Below are 22,045 nucleotides of genomic sequence, written 5' to 3' on the forward strand. Positions count from 1 at the left end.
TGGCGGGTGTGCTGGTGATCGTTGGGATTGCGTTGCTTGCGAACTCACCTACGTTGCATGACGAGCTGGACTCGTCACCGTCGGATCTGCCGGTGTGTGAACGGGTTCCCTAGTTGAAGTTTCGGTGTGGCCGGCCGAGCCGAGATTCGATCCACAACCTGCCGCCGACTTGAGAAGGACGGCCGCCGATTCGCGAGGACTGCCACCGATTCGCGAGGACTGCCACCGATTCGAGAGGACTGCCACCGATTCGGGAAGGACGGCCGCCGATTCGGGAAGGAGGGCCGCCGATTCGCGAGGACTGCCACCGATTCGAGAAGGACCGCCGCCGATTCGAGAAGGACCGCCGCCGACTCGGGAAGGACGGCCACCGACCCGCGAACGACTAGCCCATAACGGCATGGGTGGGGCATGGCGGCGGATCTACTCCGACTTTGCCGCCGCCGGGTCCTCTGTGATCACGGTTGTGTGATCAGGCTGAGCGGGCGGGGGATTCATAGTCGGCATAGAGGGCGAGCATGCTAGCGACCGTGGCCGACCAGGGGAAACGTTCTGCCGCCAGCCGGGCGGCGTGACGGCGCTGCGGGGCGGGGACCGTCAGGAGTTGACGGACGCCGTCGGCCAAGCCATGCGGAGTGCCATCGGACACGATGCCGGAACCGGGGGCGTCGACGAGTTCGCGCGCGGCGCCCGCGTCGGGGACGACGACGGGGGTGCCGCAGGCCAGAGATTCCAGCACCGCGAGGCCGAAAGTCTCAGCAGGGGAGGGGAATACCGCGATATCGGCCCTGGCGACCAGAGTTGCCATGGTGCCACGGTCGGTGAGGTGACCGTGGAAGACCACCGGGAGCCCGATGGCCAGGCGCTCGAGACGAGGCCGCAGCGGGCCGTCGCCGATGACCGCGAGCTCGCAGTGCAGACCGGACTCGACCAGTACCCGCACCGCCTCGATCGCGCGTTCGGCCCGCTTCTCCTTGGACAGCCTGCTCACCAGCACCAGGCGTACCGAATCGCCTGCGGTCCAGGGTGTTTCGGTGGGACGGAAAGTGGTCAGGTCGACACCCAGCGGGACGCGACGCACATTGGTCGCCCCGATCCGAGCGAACTCCGCTGTCGCGAAACTCGAAGTAACCACCACCTTTTCGGCCCGCACGCACAGGCGACGGTTGGCCAGGTCGGCGGCCGTGGTCAACGGAAAACCAGGTGGCACACGCGTGCGCAAGATGGCATCGATACGTTCGTGCGAGAACAGCACCAGCGGCACACCGACACCGCGCGCCCACGGCGCAAGCCACCGCACACTCAATTTGTCGCTGCACTCCAGCACATCCGGCCGCAACCCATCGAGTATCGCCCGAGTCCGCCGAGCAGTCAGCACGTGATACCCACCCGCCCCGAACTTCGGACTGTGCACGGTAATCCGCCGCCCCGACCCCGTCGACTCATCACCGTCCGCCGGCCCCGGAACCACCAGCACCCGATCATGCCCAGCAGCCAGATACCCCCGACCGATCTCATCGAGACAGGTCCGCAGTCCACCGGAGGCGGGGGTGTAGAAGTTGGCGATCTGCACGATGCGCATCAGCGGTCCGCCGATCGGAGCAGGTCAGGGACGGTACGCCGGTGGGGTCTGGCATCGTGGGCTGCGGTGTGTCGATCGACGCCTCGCACCGGCTGCGAGCCGCTCCGACTAGTTCGCGGGCAGCTCGTCTTCTGGAATTGTGCGGTGTGGCAACTCGCGATGTGCACTAGTCGACCGCCGATCCGACCAGGTCGGCGTAGGTGGTTGCTTGTGCGCCCGCGTGCAGGACGGCGTCGATGGCACGCAAGGTGGCGTCGCGTAGGCCGGGGCGGTGCAGGTCGTCCGGGTGCAGGGCGAGGCGCACCAGTCCGCCGTGTGCCGCGTTGCGGCGGGCCGCGGTCACCAGCATGGTGGCGCCGAATCGTTCGGACCAGCCGCCGCCGGGGCGGTGCGAGAGGGCGAAACCGCGGTGGCGGCGACCGGTTCGCAGGTCCTTCGCGCCGAAGTGGTCCGTGGTGTGCGAGAAGCCCGCCGCGCGTAGTGCTTGTTCCGCCGCGGGCGAGGCGAGCCAGCCGGGCGGCGTGAAACCCGTTGTCGACAGCCCGGACTCGGCCATCACCGCATTGGCGTACCGCAGTTTGGCGGCCGCCTCATCAGTGGAGAGCGCGGCGAACTCGGCCGCACCGCGCGCCACCGCCCGGCCCACCATCCGCCGCGGCCACCCACCCTCGGGCCCAGCCCGATGCGACCACCCGTGCACCATGATCTCGTCCCCACCGGCCCGCCGTTCCCGCAGAAAACTCGCATAATCCGGTCGCTCGGCCAACCCCGCACCCCGCCACGGCCCCGGAATAACCAACAGCGACACCGGAATCCCGAACCCATCGGCATCGGCACACCACCGCGCCGTCTCCGCCGCACTACCAGGCGCGACGTCATGAACGCTCACCACCAACCGCGCACACACGCACCGCAAACTAACACCACCCGGTAGCCACCAGCTGAACAGCAAACCGCCGAAACCCGACGGATCAGCACCCCACCCAAGAGCGATCACGACGCACTCACTTCGCGTCCGCCGCCCCCATCTCCCGCTCGGAGAACAGCTCGGCCCCGCTGCGCGTCGAGCGGGACACCGTGGCGGGCTTACTCGCGATTGGCCGCCGCCGGGTCCCGTTGGGTGACCGGCTGTGCGTCGAGCGGGACAGCATGGCGTGCTCACTCGCGGTTCGCCGCTACGTTGTCCCGCTGGGCGACCGGCTCGGCCTTGAGCGGGACGTCATGGCGGGGCTTGCTCGCGATTGGCCGCCGCCGTGTCCAGCTGGGTGATCGGCTGTGCGTCGAGTGGGGCGTCATGGCGTGCTCATTCGTTGTACGTCGCGGTGCCTTCGGCTTGGTCAGCAACTCGGTTTTGCAGCGCGCCGAACGGGTCAACCGTGGCGGGCTCACTCGCGGTTCGTCGCCGCTATTGTCCCGTCGGGTGATCGGCTCGGCCTCGCTGCGCGTCGAGTGGGAGACAGTGGCGGGCTTACTCGCGGTTGGCCGCCACGGGGTCCCGTTGAGTGATCGGCTGTGCGTCGAGCGGGACACCGTGGCGTGCTTACTCGCGATCGACCGCCGCGATGTCCCGCTGGGTGATCGGCTGTGCGTCGAGTGGGACATCACGGCGTGCTCACTCGCGGTTCGCCGCTACGTTGTCCCGCTGGGTGATCGGCTCGGCTTCGCTGTCCGCCGAGTGGGACGTCATGGCGTGCTCGCTCGTTGTGCGTCGCAGCGGCGTTCCGCTCGGTGAGCAACTCGGCCTTCCGGTGCGCCGAACGGGTCAACCATGGCGGGCTCACTCGCGGTTCGTCGCCGCTATTGTCCCGTCGGGTGATCGGCTCGGCCTCGCTGTGCGTCGAGCGGGACACCGTGGCGGGCTTACTCGCGATTGACCGCCGCCGGGTCCCGTTGAGTGATCGGCTGTGCGTCGAGTGGGAAATCATGGCGTCCTCATTCGTTGTGCGTCGCAGTGGCCTTCCGCTCGGTGAGCAACTCGGATTTGCAGCACACCGAACGGGTCAACCATGGCGGGCTCACTCGCGGTTCGTCGCCGCTATTGTCCCGTCGGGTGATCGGCTCGGCCTCGCTGCGCGTCGAGCGGGACACCGTGGCGTGCTTACTCGCGGTTGGCCGCCACCGGGTTCCGCTGGGTGACCAGCTGCGCGTCGAGCGGGACACCATGGCGTGCTTACTCGCGATTGACCGCCGCGTTGTCCCGCTGGGTGACGGGCTGGGCGTCGAGTGGGACATCACGGCGGGCTCACTCGGGATTGGCCGCCGCTCTGTCCCGCTGAGTGAATAGTTCCGTCTTTGTGCGCCGAACGGGAGACCAGGGCGTACCGACCGGTGCGTCGCCATGTGAAGTCCTGTTGGATACCTGCGGCGTACCGGCTTACGGCCGAAGGCGGTGCTAGCCAACGCTGCAACCGGCCAGCCGCACGCTTGGCGTGCAGGTGTTCCCGCTATCGCGGACGAGGTTCGAGCTCGAGAAGCACTGCGGCCGAGAGCGGAGACCGAGTCCGAGTGGGCGGCGCGTGAACCGAAGACACCGCATCGAAATGGCTCATACCAGCGAACAATGGGCCATTCGCTTCAGCTATGAACGGCGCGAAGTATCAGGGGGTACAACATGATTCACGTGGTGTCTCAGGCGGGGCGGCGTATGATCGGGCCAGTGCGAGCGCCCGGGGGAAGAATGAACGAGCCGGTGACCGCGGACTGGGAGCAGTTCGTTCAAGCACTGGCGCTATGTCTGTCCGAGCTACCTTCGCGGGCAACGTTGATCATTGCGGCGCCCGGAAATCGGTACGTGCAATTCATGCAGTACGACATCAAACTGTCCGCCGAACTGGCGGGTGATCATTATCTGGCGCAGCCTATTCCGGACGCCGCCGCACAGGAATTACGTGAGCTCGGCTGGAACGAGCCGATGCTGCGCCGCGAGGTCGACAACTGGACCAGGACGATGTTCTGGCCGATCTCCCCGCGCAGCCTGATCGAATTCGCCCGCTCGGTCGCCATCGGGTTCCGCCATGCACTCGGTGTCGCCACGCCGGTCGAATTGCGGGCGATGGGGTGGACCGAGGCGTCCGGTGATCTGGATCTCACCGTGCTCGGATCGATGGCCAGGCGCGGTTGGAATTGACGCCGGCGCGACGGTAATGGACGCCGCCGGGGCAGGCGTGGCAGAACCCGCACGACGTGGGCACTATCCTGAGTGGCATGGCAGCAGGTAAGCCCACCAAAGAAGCGAAGGCCGCGGCGAAAGCGGCCCGCAAGCAGCAGTCGAAAGAGCGCAGGCAGCAGCTCTGGCAGGCGTTCCAGATGCAGCGCAAGGATGACAAGCTGCTGCTGCCGTTGATGATCGGCGCGCTGCTCGGCATCACCGCTGTCTTCCTGGTCATCGGCCTGATTTTCGGTCTGACCTGGTTCCTCGTCCCGCTCGGCGTGGTGCTCGGCGCGCTGGCCGCGTTCATCATCTTCGGCCGACGGGTGCAGAAGAGCGTCTACGGCAAAGCCGAGGGTCAAGCGGGTGCGGCGGCCTGGGTGCTGGACAACCTGCAGGGCAAGTGGCGGGTGTCCAACGGCATCGCCGCGACCACCCAGCTCGACGCGGTGCACCGCGTGATCGGGCTGCCCGGCGTGGTGCTGGTCGCCGAGGGCTCCCCGCAGCGGGTGAAATCGCTGCTCGCGCAGGAGAAGAAGCGCACCGCCCGGCTGATCGGCGACACCCCGATCTACGACGTCGTCATCGGCAACGACGAAGGCCAGGTGCCGCTGAAGGAACTGCAGCGCTACCTGACCAAGCTGCCCCGCAACATCGACACCAAGCGCATGGACCTCATCGAGGGCAGGCTGACCGCCCTCAGTTCGCGCACCGGCCCGGCACTGCCGAAGGGCCCGATGCCCGCCGGCGCCAAGATGCGCGGCGTCCAGCGCACCATTCGCAGGCGCTGACCTCGTACGCAAAGGCCCGCATCCCGACCGGATGCGGGCCTTTCGCATGTTTCGGCATGGACATGCGAGCCCGGATCCGCACCTTTTCTCAGGATCCGCCCCTGCTGCGGGTCTCAGAGGCGGTGCGGATCTGGAGAACTAGTGCGACCGCAGTAGGCCAGCCAGTAGCCCCGGTTGATGTTCACGCTTTGACGAGCCAGGCGACGCGGTCGTAGGCGAGGACTTGGTAGACGACGAGGACGCCTCCGAAGATGAGCGCCCACCGCGGCAGACCGGCCGCCCAAAGCGCTGCGGCGCCACCGAAGAAGACCGCGAGTTCGACCGCCAGGCGCACTGCCCCCGGCACCGAGACGGGCGCTTCGCCGCTGCGACTCGGATCACTCGGCACCGCGAAGGTGCCCCACAAAGCCGCCGCGGCCACCGGCAACAGCACTACCAGCAGAAACTTCCAAGGCGAATCGAAGGCTCGCCAACCGTAGATACCGAAGGAAGAAATGGCGACGAGCTCGAGCAGAAACCGGATCGCGAGCATCGCCGGATTGAGTGACACCGCCGGAGCGTAACCGGCGCGGAAGCAGGTGTCAGGTGTGAAATCAGCGCGAGTGGACGAGCGCAGTACCGGTCGCACGATCGTGCATACCGCGGCCATCAGCATCGGTGAACAGCGCGGGCACCACGAACACGAGCAACGCCTGCCTGGCCAGCGCGCGCACAAACCCCACGGTCACCGGCGCGTCGATCCGCACAGTCCGCAACCGCAGAAAGTACTGACCGGGTGTGAACCCGAACATCGTCACTGCGGCAACTCCGATGACGAACCAGATCAGCAGCGTCAAACTCGACGCCGAACTCCCGCGCACGATCAGCGCCGCGATGCCGAGCGCGATCAACCAGTCCACGAACAGTGCCGCGATCCGACGAGCCATCCCGGACAGCGAACCCGCACCGGACTTCGGCAGCCCGAGGTGTTCGCCGGGGAACTCGGGGTTTGCCTGATCGCCGGAGCCCTCCGAAGGGCCGGAGAGCCACGATCCCGTCATGCGTGCCATGCCCCCACAATATGCGGGGCCGACCGGCCGCTCGGCACCGCATAAGGGGAGTTCACGTCAGCGCGTCTCGGCGCGGATGGCAGGATTAGCATGCTGTTCGAGCCCGGGTGGGCCTAGTCACCCGGCCAGCCGTACGTGTAACACTGGCGAAACACGAACTTGACCGCCGGGAAACACCGCGTCCATACCGTCTGGACGCGACGAACCCACGCAATCGACACTCGCTGGGAACCGATCCGTAAGGAGAACAAGTGACGTTCAGCACGGCCGACGAGGTCATCAAATATCTCGCTGACGAAGAAGTCGAGTACGTCGACATCCGGTTCAGCGATCTTCCCGGTGTCCAGCAGCACTTCTCGATCCCGGCGAAGGCCTTCACGACCGACCTCGCAGAGGAAGGGCTAGCGTTCGACGGCTCCTCCGTCCGTGGCTTCCAGTCGATCGACGAGTCGGACATGCTGCTGCTGCCCGACTTCAGCACCGCGCGCCTGGACCCGTTCCGCGCCGCCAAGACGCTGAACCTCAACTTCTTCGTGCACGACCCGTTCACCCGCGAGGCCTACAGCCGCGACCCGCGCAACATCGCGCGTAAGGCCGAGGAGTACCTGCGCTCGACCGGTATCGCCGACACCGCGTACTTCGGTGCCGAGGCCGAGTTCTACATCTTCGACTCGATCCGCTACGGCTCGCAGATGAACAGCTCGTTCTACGAGATCGACTCGATCTCCGGTTCCTGGAACACGGGCGTGAAGACCAACCTGGACGGCTCCCCGAACCTCGGCTACAAGGTTCGCAACAAGGGTGGTTACTTCCCGGTCGCGCCGTACGACCACTACGTCGACCTGCGCGACAAGATCTCGACCAACCTGCAGAACGCGGGCTTCGAGCTCGAGCGCGGCCACCACGAGGTCGGCACCGCCGGTCAGGCCGAGATCAACTACAAGTTCGGCACGCTGCTCGGTGCGGCCGACGACCTGCAGCTGTTCAAGTACATCGTGAAGAACACCGCGTGGCAGGAAGGCAAGTCCGTCACGTTCATGCCGAAGCCGCTCTTCGGTGACAACGGCTCGGGCATGCACGTGCACCAGTCGCTGTGGAAGGACGGCAAGCCGCTGTTCCACGACGAGGCGGGCTACGGCGGCCTCTCGGATCTGGCGCGCCACTACATCGGCGGCATCCTGCACCACGCGCCGTCGCTGCTGGCGTTCACCAACCCGACCGTGAACTCTTACCACCGCCTGGTTCCGGGCTACGAGGCGCCGATCAACCTGGTGTACTCGCAGCGCAACCGGTCCGCCGCCGTGCGTATCCCGGTCACCGGCAACAACCCGAAGGCCAAGCGCATCGAGTTCCGCGCGCCGGACTCTTCGGGCAACCCGTACCTGGCCTTCGCCGCCATGATGATGGCCGGCCTGGACGGCATCAAGAACAAGATCGAGCCGCTGGCCCCGGTCGACAAGGACCTCTACGAGCTCCCGCCGGAGGAGGCCAAGAACATCCCGCAGGCCCCCACCAGCCTCGCCACGGTCATCGACCGCCTCGAGCAGGATCACGACTACCTGACCGAAGGCAATGTCTTCACCGACGACCTGATCGAGACCTGGATCAGCATTAAGCGTGAACAGGAAATCGCCCCGGTGAACCTGCGCCCGCACCCCTACGAGTTCGAGCTGTACTACGACGTGTAAGTCGTTCGTACTTCGAGTCGTTCGGCATCGGCCCATCCGCGCTCTGCGGGTGGGCCGATGCCTGTTTCGGCAGGTCATGCGAACAGACTGCGCGCCAGTGCGACTGGCGTGGCGTACGGGATTCGAAACAGTCTGCGCGCCAACGCGACTGGCGTGTTGCGCGATGCGGGCCCGACTGCTCGGCGGTTTTGACGGGCGAGGCGGTGTTCGACGGGGCGCGCAGGGTTTCGACGGGGCGCAGGGTTTCGACGGAGTGGTCGGAGTGGGCGCGGTACTGGTCGACGCCGATGCGGGACCAGGAGGCAACCGATTTCGTTCCAGAATCGCGGCTAGCGCGAGCCGCGGGGGACGAGCGGGTTGAGGTGGTAGCGCTCGATGACATCGTCGAGCCAGTCGGGGTGTCCGTAGGTCAATCCGTACCGGGTGGCCAGTGCGGTGAACGACTCGTCCGTGGCCGTGGCGTCGGAGATGAGCGCGGCTAGGTCGCGGAAGTAGGTTTCGAAACCGCCGGGAATGATGATCTCGATGATGCGACCCGGCACATCACTCGCGTTCCACATGGCGTGCATCTCGCCACGCGGTTTGATGATGTACCCGCCGGCGTCGAGAACGACCTCGGTGTCGTCGGAGCGAAACCCGATCCGCCCCTCCAACACAATCGAGTACTCGTCCTCCCTGCTGTGCATGTGCGGCGGAGTGATCGTGCCGACATCGAACGGATGCTCCACTATCGACATCACCCCATTGGTGTGGTGACCGTAGAGCTTGTACGTGGCGCCGAAGCCCGGAATATGAACGGTTTCACCCTCGCCCGGAAGCACGGCCACCAGCGCTGGAATATCGAGGTTCTCCACCCCGCCGACCTTACGCAGTGGGTCCGACAGATCGATCGCCGAGTTCCGCTGGAGCGGTTGAGAATTGGATTCAATTGATAGTCTCGAGCAGTGAGCAATGAGGCCGATCATCGGATCGGCGAACGTCCCGCCATGCAGGCGAGCCAGTCGCTGTCGGACGGCACTGCCTGGACAGCCCGCCGACGGGTGGTCGAGCGCGAGCTGCGCGGAACGTTGCTAGACGAATACCTCGCGGATCATGAACGGCGCAATGGACCGCTTCGCGAAGCGGAACGGCAACGTGCCCGGGATTGTTCGATAGTGCGCTCGGTCAGTCGATATAGGCGTGATTACGCGACGCGGCGGCCCATGAGGTAGGTGGCGTCGACGGAGCGGTCGTCGCCGAGGATCATTTGGGCGAACAGGCGTTCTTGGAAGGTGCGGGCGAGGGCGGTGCGGTGGGCGAGGGTGGGGGTGGCGGTCCAGTCGAGGACGATGAAGTCGGCTTCCTTGCCTGGGCGGAAATTGCCGATGTGGTGGTCGAGGTGCAGGGCTTCGGCGCCGCCGAGGGTGGCTAGGTAGAAGCCGCGTAGGGCGGACAGGGTGGTGCGTTGGCGGGGTGGTTTGGTCGACTCTTTGAGCATGACTACCTTGTAGGCCTCGTTGAGGGTGCGCAGCATCGAATAGCTGGTTCCGGCACCGCAATCGGTGCCGAGTCCCACTCGGACGCCCGCGTCGCGCGCGGCGGCGAAGTCGAAGAGGCCGCTGCCGAGGAAGAGGTTCGAGGTGGGGCAGAAGGCGATGGCGGCGCCGGTGGTGGCCAGTCGTGAGCGGTCCTGATCGTCTATGTGCACGCAGTGGGCGAAGATGGATCGGGTGTCGAGCATGCCCGCCTGGTCGTAAACATCCAGGTACGAGCGGGCATCGGTGAAACGAGCCAGCACGCTTGCCGTCTCGGGGCGACTTTCTGCGGCATGGGTTTGCAACGCCACGTCCGGGAACTCGTGCAACAGCCGTCCGGCCATGGCCAGCTGTTCGTCCGAGGATGACGGCGCGAATCGCGGGGTGATCGCGTAGATCAGCCGATCTTTCCGATGCCAGCGGGCGATCAACTGCCGAGACTGTTCTTCGGCCTGCGGCACACCGGCGTCGGAGAGAAAGTCGGGCGCGTCGGGTTGCTTGTCCATGAGGACTTTGCCGCACGTCATCCGCATGCCGCGCCGATGCGCCTGTGTGAAGAACGCGTCCACCGAGGTCGGATGCACGGTGGGAAACACGCTGGCGGTGGTGGTCCCGCAGGCCAGCAGCGTGTCGAGGAAGAGCCCCGCTATCCGGTCGGCGTAATCCGGATCCGCGAACTTTCGCTCGGTCGGAAAGACGTACTCCTGCAGCCAATCTTCGAGTCGCGCACCGAAACTCGCGATCATGTCGTACTGGCTGTAGTGGATGTGGGTATCCACGAAACCGGGCACGATCAGCTTGCCCCGATGATCGATGACTTCTCCGCGATGCTGCTCCGGCAATGCCGACCAGTCACCCGCCCAACGCACCCTGCCGTCGGCGCCGACCGCCAGCGCCCCATCCTCGAACAACTCCCAAGCGTCTGGATCGTCGTCGGCCCCGGGATCCCGCAGAAAGTGCAGCACGGTGCCGCGATAGACGGCAGGCAGGGTGTCTTCAGCCATGCCTCGACGCTATCGACCCGCAACCGTCCGGACCAACGCCCTGGTGCGGGCGTGTCGCGGGCTGAAGATTGCCCCGGCCGTCGCAGTGTGCGAGCTTGGCGGGAGTTTCACGACCGACCCTCGAACGAAAACAATTTGTCGCGCAATTCGTTTCGGCATAACCTGCGTTGGGGTCATGGAGTAGTTCAGTTGGTAGAACGTCCACGACAAATTGGAAGGACGCGGGTTCGAACCCCGCCTCCATGGCCCCTTTTCAACCCGAGGTAATCGAGCACTCCCACCTCATATTGATCACCGAACCAGCGCAATAGCGTGCGGATGGTAGGCGCATCTCGCGCAGAATCCAGCGTGAATCTCGTTGACTGCCAGGTGGGTCCCGGTGAGCGGGGCAGATGCGGCGGGATGCGGGCGAACGCCCAAACGTGAGTGAAACACGTTCTAGTGTCCCGCGCCATGAAGGTTTCATTTATTTCTTTGATTACCGCCGCTCTGGCGACCTTTGCCGTGACGATGACGACCGCTCCACCGCTGGCCACCGCCCAGCCCGAGGCGGATTCGGCGGTCGCCGCGGCACGCATCGATCTGCAGGGCGCGGTGAATGTTCGTGATATCGGCGGATACCGGACCTATGACGGGGAGAAGGTGAAGCCGGGCAAAGCTATTCGGGGCGACTCGCTGGAGAAACTCACCGCCGCGGATGTGCAGAAGCTGGCGAGCCTGCAGGTGCAGACCGTGATCGATCTGCGCACGCCGGGCGAGGTGCAGTTCGCCGGTGCGGACAAGCCGATTCCCGGCGCTCGGCAGGTGGCGCGGCCGATCGACGACACCGGGCTGTTCCAGCAGATGCTGGCGGTGATCCAGACTCGTGACCCGCAGAAGCAGGAGGAAGCGCTCGGCAACGGCAAGGCCGAGCAGATCATGCTGAACATGTACACCACGTTCATCAGCCGCCAGGAGTCCCGTGCCGCGTTCGGGCAGACGATCAAGGACCTGGCCAACACCGACAAGGCCACGCTGTACCACTGCACGGCGGGCAAGGACCGCACCGGCTGGCTGACGTACGTGTTGTTGCGCGCGGTCGGTGTGCCGGAAGGCACTGCGCGGCAGGACTATCTGCTGTCCAACCAGTATCGCGCCGCATCGGATGCCGCGCTGCGCCAGCAGCTGAAGCAGGCGGGCGTCATGCAGAACCCCGATCTGCTGATCCCGCTGCAAGAAGTCCGGGACGCGTACCTGAATGCGGCGGTCGAGAAGATGCGGCAGGACTACGGTGACCTCGGCAAGTACCTGACCCAGGGGCTCGGCCTGGACGGCGGCACCATCTTGAAACTGCGTAGGAACCTGGTCACCTAGTCGACGAAAGATGTTCGGGCCCAGCCACTATTCGTGGGTGGGCCCGAATGTCGTTGCCGCACTACTTCTTCGCCTGCTCACGCATCGCGGCGGCGAGTTGGCTCGGCATCGTTTCGTGCCGCGTATAGGACCGGGTGAAGTCGCCGGTGCCGTGCGAGAGCGAGCGCAGGTCGATGGCGTACCGACTGAGTTCGAGTTCCGGTACCTCGGCATGGATTCGGGTACGCCCGGTGCCGTGCGGTTCGGTACCGAGGACGCGGCCGCGGCGACCGGAGAGATCGCTCAGCACCGGGCCGACATAGTCGTCGGCGACCAGCACCCAGACGTCGGCGATCGGCTCCAGCAGCGCGACACCCGCGCTGGTGGCGGCCTCGCGCAACGCCAGCGCACCTGCGGTCTGGAACGCGGCGTCGGACGAGTCGACCGAGTGCGCCTTGCCGTCGAACAGCGTGACGCGCACGTCGACCAGCGGATACCCGGCGGCCACGCCACGCGCCGCCTGCGCGCGCACGCCCTTCTCCACCGACGGAATGAACTGTCGCGGAACAACTCCACCGACCACCCGGTCCACGAACTCGATCCCGGAACCACCCGGCAGCGGCTCGACCTCGATCTCGCACACCGCGTACTGTCCGTGCCCACCGGACTGCTTCACGTGCCTGCCACGCCCGGTTGCCTTGCCCGCGAACGTTTCTCGCAACGCGACCCGATGCTCGACCACATCGACCTGCACGCCGAACCTGGTCCGTAATCGCTCCAGCGCGACATCACGATGCGCCTCGCCGAGACACCACAGCACCAGCTGATGGGTGTTCGCGTTGTGTTCGAGTCGTACGGCTGGATCCTCGGCCGCTAGCCGAGCGAGGCTTTGCGAGAGCTTGTCCTCGTCGGCCTTGCTGTGTGCGGTAATCGCGATGGGCAGCAAGGGATCCGGCATCTGCCACGGTTCGATCAGCAGCGGTTTGTCGGTGCCCGAAAGGGTGTCGCCGGTCTCCGCGCGACTGAGTTTGGTGACGTAGGCGATGTCGCCCGCGATGGCCTGGCCGAGCGGGCGCTGCCCCTTGCCGAACGGCGCGGAGATCGCGCCGACCCGCTCGTCGACGTCGTGGCTCTCGTGTCCGCGTTCCTCCAGGCCGTGGCCGCAGACGTGCACGGTGTCGTCGGCGCGCAGCGTTCCGGAGAACACGCGGACCAGCGACACCCGCCCGACGTACGGGTCGGAGGCGGTGCGGATCACTTCGGCCGCGAGCGCGCCCTCGGGGTCGCAGTCGAGTTGGCGCCGGGTGTTGCCGCCGAGGGCGGTGACGGCGGAGACGATGTGTTCGGACGGGGTCGGGAAGCCGCCGGTGATCAGGTCGAGCAGCTCGACCGTGCCGAGCCCCTGCTTGGCGCCCTCCGGGGCGGGCGCACCGAACAAGACGGGATGGAAGCTGCCCCGAGCCACGGCCCGTTCGAGGTCGGTGACGAGCGTTGCGAGGTCGATCTCCTCGCCGCTCAGATACCGGTCCATCAGGGTTTCGTCTTCGCTCTCGGCGATGATGCCCTCGATGAGGCGGTTGCGCGCCTCCGCCAGCATCGCCAGTTGCTCCGCTGTCGGCTCGGTCTCCACCCGCTCGCCGGAGGAGTAGTCGACCACGCAGTTCGGCAGTAGCTCGATCAGCCCGGTGACCGGGCGGTGGCCGTCCGCGCTGCGCGGGCCGTACACCGGAAGATGCAGGGGCAGAATGTTTTCCGATGCGCCGCCGCCGAGCACGGTGCGGCAGGTCTCGGTCATCTCGTCGAAGTCGGCTCGCGCGGTGTCCAGGTGGGAGAGCACGATCGCGCGTGGCATGCCGACCGCCGCGCACTCTTCCCACAGCGCACGGGTCGCGCCGCTGACACCTTCCGCACCCTCGGCGGCCGAGATGACGAACAATGCCGCGTCCGCCGCGCGCAGTCCCGCTCGCAGCTCACCGACGAAATCCGCGTATCCGGGTGTGTCGATCAGGTTGATCTTCATGCTTGACCAGGCCAGCGGCACCACCGACAATTGCACCGAGCGATGCTGCCGATGTTCGATCTCGTCGTAGTCCGACAGGGAGGTGCCGTCCTCGACCCGCCCCGCCCGATTCACCATCCCCGTGGTCAAGGCCATCGCCTCGACCAATGTGGTCTTACCGGACCCGCTGTGCCCGGCCAGCACCACATTTCGAATCTGATCCGGCCGCTCGGCCGTAACTACTCTGCCGTTGCCCCCTGCGGCTCCACTCGCCTTGTCCACTGTGCGTCTCGCTTCCTGGCGCCCCGACACCTGCGGTCCTTCGAGCTTCCCACCGGCGGTCCTCGCGCGTGCGCGGATCGGGAGATCCGGTGCCACGGACTGCCCGGTCCGTACCGGGTTGTTCGCGACTGCACCTCGGGTCGGCGGGGCGGTGCGACCTTGTCGGCGGGCCGCTGTCAGCTCGCTCGGTGGGCTGGTGTGACTTCACCGGTGGGCTGGTGCGATCTGGTGCGGTACAGCCGATGTGAGCTCATCCGGCGGGCCAGGGCGATTTCGTCCGGCGTGCCGGGGCGGCTTCGCCCGGTGGGCTGGTGCGACGTTGCTGGCGGGCCAGTGCGATCTCGTCCGGTGGGCCGGTGTGAGCTCGTCTGACAGGTCGCTGCGACCTTGTCGGCGGGCCGGTGTGGGCTCGCTAGGTGGATTGGTGCGACTTCGCGGGCGGGCTGGTGCGATCTCGTCCGGTGGGTTGGTGCGGTCAGCCGGCGTGAGTTCGCTCAGTGGGCTGGTGCGACGTTGCTGGCGGGCAGGTGCGATCTCGTCTGGCGGCTGGTGCAACCTTGCTGGCGGGCTGATGTAACCTTGCCGGCGGGCTGGTCCGACCTGGCCGACGGGCCGAGGCAATCTCGCCGGCGGGCCGATGTGACCTCGCCCGGCCGAAGCCACCTCGCCCTGCGGCAAAACTACTTGCCGCGCCCGGCTCCGCCTGCGCACGATGGCTACGTGCTGATTTCCGACGGTGTCATCGCACTGCGGCCGATCACGGTGGCCGATGCCGAGGCGCATCTGGCGGGGGAGGACGACGAGCTGGCGCGCTGGCTCAACGGTGGGCGCGGCACGCTGGAAACCGTTGTGCGGCATTTCGATCGGTGTGTGCGGCGGTGGCAGGGCAACGCGGCGGGCCGGACGTTCGCGGTGCTGGATGTGGCGAGCGGAACGCTGGTCGGGACCGTGGATGTGCATACCCGGCAGCCGTATCTGATCGACCGGCAAGCGAACCTTGCCTACGGGATCTACCCGGACTGGCGCAAACTCGGGTACGCGACGCGGGCGGTCGAACTCGCGTGCCGGTTTCTCGCGGAGTCCGGGCTCGCCGACGAGGCGGTCATCCGGGTCGACCCGGAGAATCACGCGTCGGCGGCGGTGGCCCGGCGAGCCGGATTCGAGTACAGCCATACCAGCGACGACGACGGCCCCGTCGACTGCTACCTGCGGTGCGTCGTCGAGCGTTCAGCGCCCTGATTCGCCGACCGCCACCACGGCCTCCACCTCGACGAGGAACTCCGGGCGGAAGAGTCCGGCCACCTGGACGAGCGAGCTGGCCGGGTTGGGCTGGTCGCCGAGGGCGGGCCGGAGGAACTCGTCGCGGACGTCCCGAAGATCCTGCAGCCCGCTGGTGTCGGTGACAAACCAGGTGAGTTTGACCAGGTTGGTCCAGTCGGCGCCGAGGGCGTGCAGCACGTTCTGCAGGTTGGTCATCGCCTGCCGAGTCTGGGCTGCCAGGTCGTTCGCGCCGACCAGGTTGCCGTCGGCATCGACCGCGATCTGCCCGGACACGAACGCGAGCCCGTTCGATGTAGTAACCGCGTGCGCGTAGCCGAAGCCGGGAGCGACGCCGGGGATGTCGGAGAGCCGTTCGTTGATCTTCGCCACCAGCACAGCTTAGACGGCCTGAATCATGTAGTCCGGCTATGACTTACACGAATAAGGACGCTCGGACCCGTGGAGTCGCGCCGAATCCGCCGCGCTGTGGCATGGACCGCGCCGACGTGCCCCGGCGCAGGCGAGCACCCCCGGTTGGGGGCTTGACCCGCGGGTGTCTCCGGGGTGACAGTGCGCGGATGGTTGTGACACCCGACGTGCCCCGCGCGACGCTGCGCAAGGTCACCCTCCGCCTGGTGCCGTTTCTCGGGCTGCTGTATTTCGTCAACTATCTGGATCGGGTCAATATCGGGTTCGCCGGGCCCAGCGGGATGAAGGCCGATCTCGGGCTCACCGAGACCGCGTTCGGGCTGGCCTCCGGGATCTTCTTCATCGGCTACCTGGTGCTCGAAGTGCCGAGCAATCTGGCGCTGCACAAGTTCGGTGCGCGACGCTGGATCGCCCGAATCCTGGCCAGCTGGGGTGTCGTCGCGACGGCGATGGCGTTCGTGCCCAACGAAACCGTGCTGTACATCCTGCGTTTCGTGCTCGGCGTGGCGGAAGCGGGGTTCTTCCCGGGCATCCTGCTCTACCTCACCTATTGGTTCCCGCAGAACCAGCGCGCGAAGATCGTCGCCCTGTTCATGGTCGCCGTGCCGGTGTCCACCGCGCTCGGAGCGACCGTGTCCAGTCTGATCATCGAACACGGCGACGGCGTGTTCGGGCTCAGCGGCTGGCGGTTCATGTTCCTCGTCGAAGGGCTGCCCGCGCTCGTCCTCGCGGTGGCGACCTGGTTCTTCCTCACCGACAGTCCCGCGCAGGCCGGTTGGCTGACCAAAGCCGAACGTCAGTGGCTCAGTACCGAACTCGCCGCCGAGCAAGCCGAAGTGGAGAAGGCGGAGCAATGGACGGTGCGCAAGGCGCTCACCGATTCCCGGGTGATCGGCCTCGCCTTCGTCTACGGCGGGATCGTGTACGGGCTCTATGCGCTCGGATTCTTCCTGCCGACGATCATCAAGGGCTTCGAACAGCAGTACGGCACAAGCTATTCGGTGGTCGAGCGAGGTCTGATCAACGCGGTGCCGTACGTGATCGGTGCCGTTGTCATGGTGTGGTGGAGCAGGCACGGTGACCGGACCGGAGAACGTCCCTGGCACGTCGCGCTGCCCGCACTGCTCGGCGGCCTCGCCATTCCCGTGGCGCTCTATCTCGGAAATCCGTTGGCGGCCATGATCGCAGTGACCGTATGCGCCGTCGGTGTACTCGCTGCCCTGCCTACCTTCTGGGCATTGCCGAGCGCCTTCCTCACGGGCGCCGCCGCAGCAGGCGGTATCGCGTTGATCAACTCGATCGGCAACTTCAGCGGCTTTGCCGCACCGTATATCACTGGCGCACTGCGCGATTGGACCGGCAGCCAGCGCGCCGGGCTATGGGTGGTCGGTGTCGCCATGATCGGCTCGGCGGTGGGCGTGCTGGTGCTGTGGAAACGCACTCGGGCTCGGGCACTGGAGGGTTCGCGGTAGTCGGGGCATCGTGCCACCTCAGTCGTGAGGCGGCCGAACCTGTTGCGGCCTGGAAGGGTTCGTTTCTCCGTCACGCGAAACTCTGCGGTCGGAATAGTTGGCCGGTTGAATTGGGTGCGCGTCTGGCGGCATGGCCGGACACGCCATGCCGCGCAATGTCCGGACGTGTTATGCGGTCAGCTGTGCGAAATGGTCAGGTGCAGGCGGGGGAAGGTGGAGACTCGGCGATCAGGCTTTCGCAGATCCAAGCGGTGGTCAGGCGCCAGGTGTTGTCGCGGGCGGTGAAGGGGACGACCATGGGGCGTTTGTCGCCTGCGAAGGTTGTCGTGGTGGTGGCGAACAGAGTGTGGTTGTCCACCTGCGTGAGCTTGTCCACCTGAATGGTCATGGGGTATTCGGCGTAAGTGCTGGCCAGCCTGGTGAGCAGCTCAGGGTCCTTGTCCTCATCGAGGGCGTGCAGGGTCTTCTGGGAAGCGGGGATTTTGGTGTCGAAGACCTGTTGGAGCTGCGCGCTCAGATCGGCGAGGGAGGGCTGAGCTGGGGCGGTGGCGGTGGGCGCAGGCGTGTTGCCGGGTAGCGACTCGGGGTAGAGCTGTCGGACGAGTGCGCCCCAAATAGAGGAGGCGGTGATCCGCAGGAGGGTGCGAGGAATGGTGTACTGATTGACGACCACCGCGACGGTGATCCCGCGTTCGGGAAGATAGCCGAAGTGCGTTGTGTAGCCGAGGACGCCGCCGGTGTGGCCCAGGTACGGGCCGATTCGTTGCACACCGAGCCCATACTCGAAGGAAGCACCGCTGGCGGTGCCGGTCGTGAATTGCATTCGGACCTGCAATGTTTCGGGCTTCAGCAGATCCCCGCGGGCGAGTAGGGGCGCGTAGCGGGTCAGGTCGCCGATGGTCGACACCATCGACCCTGCCGCGCCGGAGAGCTCGGGGGTGTTGCGTGCGGTGACGTCGGTCGCTGTGTCTTCGAAGTAGGCGTACCCGCGGCTGGCGGGGTCGGGGATGGTGGCCTCGGTGGGGTAGCTGGTGTTATGCAGTCCGTGCGCGGTCGCGACCTCGTTGAGAACCTCACGCACCGGCTTGCCGGTGACCTTTTCCAACACCAGGCCGAGCAGGTAAAACTCCGAGTTCGAGTACTCGGTATTGGTGTGTGGCGGTTTCGCCGACTCCGGGTGCTCGATGATCGCGCGTAATCGATCGCCGTCATGCCAGGCGCCGGGCGCTTTCGCGCTGAACTGGCTGATGTATTCGACGTCCTCGGTGAGATCCCAGACACCGCCCCGCATGCCGAGCAGATCGCGGAGGGCGATGGTGTCGCCGTTGGGTATGCCGGAAACGTATTTGCTCAGTGTGTCATCGAGCGAGAGTTTGCCCTCGTCGGCCGCGCGGAGCACCGCGGTGGCGGTGAAAGTTTTGGTGACACTGCCGATTCGGACGTGATCATCGACCGTCATCGCACGTCCGGTGGCGAGATCGGCGACGCCATACGCTTTCGTGTAACTGCCGCGCGCTGGGTCGTGCACGGCGACCAGCGCGCCAGGGATCAAGCCCGCGTCCATGAACTTCCGGACGGTTTCATCGATCTCGCCGGCCGCGTCCGTCGGAAGGGTTGGGTGACAACTGGCATCCGGCCCACATTCGTCATAGGACTCGCAGCTGACCAGTACGGTGGCGACCACCGCCACAGCTAGAGCAGCGGTCCCGGCGCGCGTGAGCCGAGCAAATGCCTTGCGAGCAAGCATATTCGGAGTCCCCCCGATAGTTGCGAATGCGTCTACCAGCGAAGCTAGCAGGTGGGTCCGAAAATCCGCGCGAGCCGACCGCCCTCAGACAGCAGCGCGGCCAACCGCGCCTCGGTGCTCTGACCCTCACACGAACGGCCGACGTGACCGGGGTGTCCGCACCGCTGGCAACCACGATCAACTCGGCCGACGATCCAAAGCAGACATTGCTGAAATGCCATGGCATTCAGTCAACCACCATCTCCCGCACGCCATCCGAGCACACGTCGAACGGGACACGACGACGCCCCCACTCGCACTTCTCTGCCGCCGTGTCCCTTTCGCCGTCCGGCTCCGCATCGAGCGGGACACGGTGGCGGAGTTCCTCGGGCGATGCCGTGACCTTGCCGCGTTGGACATCAACCGTGCGCAGCCACTGCACCGCTGCCACGGGAAATCGACACCAGGGTCAGCCTGAGTGATTTCGTACTTCGTTGTCGCGCATCGGGGATCAGCCCCGCTTGGTGCCGCACCCGGGGACTGGCTCGTTTGGTGCCGCACCCGGGGACTGGCTCGTTTGGTGGTGTACCCGGGGACTGGCTCGTTTGGTGGTGTACCCGAGGGCGGGCTCGTTTGGTGGCGCACCCGAGGGCGGGCTCGCTTGGTGGCGCACCCCAGGACCGGCTCGCTTGGTGCCGCGCCCGGGGACGGGCTCGCTGGTGCCGTACCTCAGGACCGGCTCGCTTGGTGCCGCGCCCGGGGACGGACTCGCTTGGCGCTGCATCCCAGGACTGGCTAGCTTGGCGCCGTACCCCAGGACCGGCGCGCATGGCACCGCACCCAGAACCGGCTCGCTTGGTGGCGCACCCGAGGACCGGCTCGCATGGTGCCGCACCCCAGGACCGGCTCGAATGGCACCGAACCCCAGGACCGGCGTGTACCGGATAGCCGGATGCGTCCGGTCCTAGGTGCGAAGCGAACGCTGCAATCAGCTGCCGAAGCGAGCCAGCACTGCCGACGCCTCCTGCGAGGCAGTGCCTTCCTTGGCGAGATGCGCCATCTCCGGCGCGATTTCGCGACCGTGGTGCGCCATGGCCTGCGTGTACAGCCGACCTGCACGGTAGGACGAGCGGACCAGCGGCCCGGCCATCACTCCGGCGAAGCCGATCTCCTCGGCCATCTTGGAGTGCTCCACGAACTCCTCCGGCTTGACCCAGCGGTCGACCGGGTGGTGGCGGGGGGAGGGGCGCAGGTACTGGGTGATGGTGAGGATGTCGCAGCCTGCCTCGTGCAGGTCGCGCATCGCCTGGGTGACCTCTTCAGGGGTCTCGCCCATGCCGAGGATCAGGTTGGACTTGGTGACCAGGCCTGCCTCGCGCGCCGCGGTCAGGACCGAGAGGGAGCGCTCGTAGCGGAAGGCGGGGCGGATGCGCTTGAAGATGCGCGGCACCGTCTCCAGGTTGTGCGCCAGCACCTCCGGGCGCGAGGAGAAGACCTCGGCCAGCTGGTCGGGGTCGGCGTTGAAGTCGGGGATGAGCAGTTCGACGCCGGTGTTCGGGTTGAGCTGCTTGATGGCGCGCACGGTTTCGGCGTAGAGCCAGGCGCCGCCGTCGTCCAGATCGTCGCGGGCGACGCCGGTGATGGTCGAGTAACGCAGGCCCATCGCCTGCACGCTCTCGGCGACCCTGCGCGGCTCGTCCCGATCGAGTGCGGCCGGTTTGCCGGTGTCGATCTGGCAGAAGTCGCAGCGCCGGGTGCACTGTTCGCCGCCGATCAGGAAGGTGGCCTCACGGTCTTCCCAGCATTCGAAGATGTTGGGACAGCCCGCCTCCTCACACACCGTGTGCAAGCCCTCGCGTTTCACGAGGCCTTTGAGCTCGGAATACTCCGGGCCCATCTTGGCCTTCGTCCGGATCCATTGAGGTTTGCGCTCGATCGGGGTCTCCGCGTTGCGCGCCTCGATGCGTAGCAGTTTGCGTCCTGCCGGTGCTGAAGCTGAGGTCACCAGATCGACATTACGCCTACCGGATCAGGCGCTCGCGGCCCCACCTGCCGGTGTGACGCGCGCAATATCGTGCGCGGTTACCGGCAGTTCGCCGTTGAGGGCGCGGGCGATGGCGTCGGCGACGAGCGGCTTCACCTCGGCGACCGTCACCTCGCGGTTCAGCTCGCGGGAGAGCGTGGTGACGCCTGCGTCGCGGATGCCGCAGGGAATGATCGCCTGGAAGCCGTCCATGGCGGAGTTGCAGTTGAGCGAGATGCCGTGCAGGGCAACGCCGCGCTGCACGCGCACGCCGATCGCGGCGATCTTGCGTTCGGCGAACACGTCGGTGGCGGGCAGCCAGACACCAGAGCGGCCCTCGATCCGGCCGCAGGTCAGGCCGAGCTCGGTGCAGACGGTGATGAGTGCTTCCTCGAGCCGGCGCACGTACTGGACGACGTCCACCGGTTCGGCGAGCCGCACGATCGGGTAGCCGACCAGCTGGCCCGGTCCGTGCCAGGTGATCTTGCCGCCGCGGTCCACCTCCACCACCGGGCTGCCGTCGATGGGCAGGTCCTCGGTCTCGGTGCGGCGGCCCGCGGTGTAGACCGAGGGGTGCTCGAGCAGCAGCAGGCGATCGGATCCGATGCCGTCGGCCCGTTCCGCGGCGATGGTGCGCTGCAGCTCCCAGGCGCTGTGGTAGTCGATGAGTCCGAGATCCTCGACCACGATCGGGGTCGTATCGAATCGGGCGGACCACGTGGTGCGCGTGTCGTTCACGAGCTCGA

At 66.5% G+C, this 22,045-nt stretch carries 19 protein-coding genes and 1 tRNA gene; 9 read left to right on the forward strand and 11 right to left on the reverse strand.

Annotation, left to right across the window (positions count from 1 at the left end; all coding sequences use genetic code 11):
• Positions 1-472: 472 nt before the first annotated feature.
• Both DBO33_RS11825 and DBO33_RS11830 read right to left on the reverse strand, forming a co-directional pair.
• Entirely contained in the window at positions 473-1,582 is a 1,110-nt protein-coding gene (locus DBO33_RS11825; RefSeq protein ID WP_107655070.1) for a glycosyltransferase, read from the reverse strand.
• A 166-nt stretch (positions 1,583-1,748) separates the two neighbouring features.
• Positions 1,749-2,471 carry a DUF2334 domain-containing protein gene (locus DBO33_RS11830; RefSeq protein ID WP_234390788.1) on the reverse strand — a complete coding sequence of 241 codons (723 nt, stop codon included), beginning with the start codon at positions 2,469-2,471 and terminating at the stop codon, positions 1,749-1,751.
• A gap of 444 nt (positions 2,472-2,915) precedes the next feature.
• Between DBO33_RS11830 and DBO33_RS11835 the strand changes: the two genes are divergently transcribed.
• The 4 genes from DBO33_RS11835 to DBO33_RS11850 all read left to right on the forward strand — a co-directional run bounded on the left by DBO33_RS11835 (position 2,916) and on the right by DBO33_RS11850 (position 5,521).
• Entirely contained in the window at positions 2,916-3,314 is a 399-nt protein-coding gene (locus DBO33_RS11835; RefSeq protein ID WP_159080220.1) for a hypothetical protein, read from the forward strand.
• Positions 3,315-3,548: 234 nt separating this feature from the next.
• Complete coding sequence (locus DBO33_RS11840) at positions 3,549-3,866, forward strand: hypothetical protein (protein WP_159080221.1); 318 nt, start codon at positions 3,549-3,551, stop codon at positions 3,864-3,866.
• Between the two features lie 393 nt (positions 3,867-4,259).
• Complete coding sequence (locus DBO33_RS11845; protein ID WP_107655074.1) at positions 4,260-4,709, forward strand: TY-Chap domain-containing protein; 450 nt, start codon at positions 4,260-4,262, stop codon at positions 4,707-4,709.
• A gap of 77 nt (positions 4,710-4,786) precedes the next feature.
• Entirely contained in the window at positions 4,787-5,521 is a 735-nt protein-coding gene (locus DBO33_RS11850) for a DUF4191 domain-containing protein (protein WP_107655075.1), read from the forward strand.
• Between the two features lie 181 nt (positions 5,522-5,702).
• Here the strand turns inward: DBO33_RS11850 and DBO33_RS11855 are convergent, their stop codons facing one another.
• Together DBO33_RS11855 and DBO33_RS11860 are read right to left on the reverse strand one after the other, a co-directional pair.
• A complete protein-coding gene (locus tag DBO33_RS11855; RefSeq protein WP_234390789.1) occupies positions 5,703-6,071 on the reverse strand; it encodes a YrdB family protein in 369 nt (122 codons plus the stop codon).
• 43 nt (positions 6,072-6,114) lie between these two features.
• Complete coding sequence (locus DBO33_RS11860; RefSeq protein ID WP_107655076.1) at positions 6,115-6,570, reverse strand: RDD family protein; 456 nt, start codon at positions 6,568-6,570, stop codon at positions 6,115-6,117.
• Between the two features lie 251 nt (positions 6,571-6,821).
• Between DBO33_RS11860 and glnA the strand changes: the two genes are divergently transcribed.
• Positions 6,822-8,258 (forward strand): type I glutamate--ammonia ligase, encoded by a 1,437-nt coding sequence (glnA, locus tag DBO33_RS11865; protein ID WP_107655077.1) that lies wholly within the window; start codon positions 6,822-6,824, stop codon positions 8,256-8,258.
• A gap of 329 nt (positions 8,259-8,587) precedes the next feature.
• Here glnA and DBO33_RS11870 read toward each other — a convergent pair whose 3' ends face one another.
• Both DBO33_RS11870 and guaD read right to left on the reverse strand, forming a co-directional pair.
• Positions 8,588-9,112: a cupin domain-containing protein gene (locus DBO33_RS11870; protein WP_234390790.1), complete on the reverse strand. Its 525-nt coding sequence runs from the start codon at positions 9,110-9,112 to the stop codon at positions 8,588-8,590.
• 329 nt (positions 9,113-9,441) lie between these two features.
• Entirely contained in the window at positions 9,442-10,776 is a 1,335-nt protein-coding gene (gene guaD, locus DBO33_RS11880; RefSeq protein ID WP_107655080.1) for a guanine deaminase, read from the reverse strand.
• A 174-nt stretch (positions 10,777-10,950) separates the two neighbouring features.
• Between guaD and DBO33_RS11885 the strand changes: the two genes are divergently transcribed.
• A tRNA-Cys gene (locus DBO33_RS11885) sits at positions 10,951-11,022 on the forward strand.
• A gap of 264 nt (positions 11,023-11,286) precedes the next feature.
• On the forward strand, positions 11,287-12,129 hold the full coding sequence (locus DBO33_RS11890; protein ID WP_199856590.1) for a tyrosine-protein phosphatase: 843 nt from the start codon (positions 11,287-11,289) through the stop codon (positions 12,127-12,129).
• Between the two features lie 61 nt (positions 12,130-12,190).
• Here the strand turns inward: DBO33_RS11890 and DBO33_RS11895 are convergent, their stop codons facing one another.
• Positions 12,191-14,389 carry an elongation factor G-like protein EF-G2 gene (locus DBO33_RS11895; RefSeq protein WP_107655082.1) on the reverse strand — a complete coding sequence of 733 codons (2,199 nt, stop codon included), beginning with the start codon at positions 14,387-14,389 and terminating at the stop codon, positions 12,191-12,193.
• Positions 14,390-15,109: 720 nt separating this feature from the next.
• Here DBO33_RS11895 and DBO33_RS11900 point away from each other — a divergent pair.
• The gene (locus DBO33_RS11900) at positions 15,110-15,628 is read left to right on the forward strand and encodes a GNAT family N-acetyltransferase (RefSeq protein ID WP_107660186.1); all 519 of its coding nucleotides are present in this window, start codon (positions 15,110-15,112) and stop codon (positions 15,626-15,628) included.
• Here the strand turns inward: DBO33_RS11900 and DBO33_RS11905 are convergent.
• Positions 15,617-16,039: a RidA family protein gene (locus tag DBO33_RS11905; protein WP_234390791.1), complete on the reverse strand. Its 423-nt coding sequence runs from the start codon at positions 16,037-16,039 to the stop codon at positions 15,617-15,619. The two genes, DBO33_RS11900 and DBO33_RS11905, sit on opposite strands and share 12 nt — an antisense overlap.
• Before the next feature lie 188 nt (positions 16,040-16,227).
• Between DBO33_RS11905 and DBO33_RS11910 the strand changes: the two genes are divergently transcribed.
• Positions 16,228-17,550, forward strand: a complete 1,323-nt coding sequence (locus DBO33_RS11910) for an MFS transporter (protein ID WP_107655083.1) — start codon at positions 16,228-16,230, stop codon at positions 17,548-17,550.
• Between the two features lie 193 nt (positions 17,551-17,743).
• Here the strand turns inward: DBO33_RS11910 and DBO33_RS11915 are convergent, their stop codons facing one another.
• From DBO33_RS11915 to lipB, 3 genes are all read right to left on the reverse strand, one after another.
• Positions 17,744-19,234 carry a serine hydrolase domain-containing protein gene (locus DBO33_RS11915; RefSeq protein WP_159080222.1) on the reverse strand — a complete coding sequence of 497 codons (1,491 nt, stop codon included), beginning with the start codon at positions 19,232-19,234 and terminating at the stop codon, positions 17,744-17,746.
• A 1,030-nt stretch (positions 19,235-20,264) separates the two neighbouring features.
• Positions 20,265-21,281 carry a lipoyl synthase gene (lipA, locus tag DBO33_RS11925; protein ID WP_107655086.1) on the reverse strand — a complete coding sequence of 339 codons (1,017 nt, stop codon included), beginning with the start codon at positions 21,279-21,281 and terminating at the stop codon, positions 20,265-20,267.
• Positions 21,282-21,305: 24 nt separating this feature from the next.
• Positions 21,306-22,037 (reverse strand): lipoyl(octanoyl) transferase LipB, encoded by a 732-nt coding sequence (gene lipB, locus DBO33_RS11930; RefSeq protein WP_107655087.1) that lies wholly within the window; start codon positions 22,035-22,037, stop codon positions 21,306-21,308.
• Between the last annotated feature and the right edge of the window lie 8 nt (positions 22,038-22,045).

It is taken from the genome of Nocardia suismassiliense (assembly GCF_900269665.1).
Classification (GTDB): Bacteria; Actinomycetota; Actinomycetes; order Mycobacteriales; family Mycobacteriaceae; genus Nocardia; species Nocardia suismassiliense.